At 43.1% G+C, this 868-nt stretch carries 1 protein-coding gene; it reads right to left on the reverse strand.

Annotated elements, in window-relative coordinates; translation table 11 throughout:
• Nucleotides 1-94: 94 nt before the first annotated feature.
• The gene (locus tag ACFILY_RS09530; protein ID WP_375673368.1) at nucleotides 95-442 is read right to left on the reverse strand and encodes a hypothetical protein; all 348 of its coding nucleotides are present in this window, start codon (nucleotides 440-442) and stop codon (nucleotides 95-97) included.
• Nucleotides 443-868: the final 426 nt, after the last annotated feature.

Here is an 868-nt window from a genome sequence, read left to right on the forward strand (position 1 = left end):
TGTAGGTCGTTGACGTAGTCAACGATCCAAATAGGAACATACTGGGAAGTGTTTGGGAAGAGGATAGTACCCATGAGGTACACCATGAGGATCTTTACAAAAGTCTCCTCTTCCCCCTCTGCCGAACTGTGTCCTCCAGTGTTCTCTTGATGGCCTCTCTGTTTCTCTCGTACGTTCTTGAAAAATACCTCTGCTCGAACGCCGAGTGTGTTTTCTTCTTCTTGAATACGACTGCGTCTCCATCACAACGCAGACCGAGGATGAGACCCACGTCTTGAGGACTGAAACTCAATAGGCTGGCCCCGATCCTGAATTTGTTCGTGCGGCCATCGTACCTCTGCAGCAGAGAATCAAGGAGAGGTCTCTCTTGGAGGACGGCTTCAATCTCCGTCAAAGCCGCGAACGGTGTCCTTCTGATGATATCCCAATGTTGACTGTTCATGTGTGCTTTTAATTCATTCAGAGTCTCGCAAACCGGTGTCAGGTAGCATCGGCCGTTAACTAGGTTCACCGCCATGACCAGAAACCTACAACAAGAACAATGTAACTGTTCAGAGTGATGTATTAAACAGCAACGTTATTTGTTAAATAGTAATCGAAATGTTTAATCATAAACCGTATTTGTTAAACGGTAACATCGTTATTTAAATGATTAACAATATTATTACACGAAGACAACTTTTATCACACATAAGACCCAAACTTTCAACTGATACATTCGAACACAACTTAAAACTTATCAAATTCGAGGGGGAATCATGCATTATAAATATCACAAAAGTGCTTCAGTTTGCATAACCATCGGAAAAACCCTAAACCCTAAACACTCGCTCCTGAGCACGGCCAATATCGAAATGCAAACTGCAAT

The organism is Bartonella sp. CL25QHWL, assembly GCF_042195335.1.
GTDB lineage: Bacteria > Pseudomonadota > Alphaproteobacteria > Rhizobiales > Rhizobiaceae > Bartonella.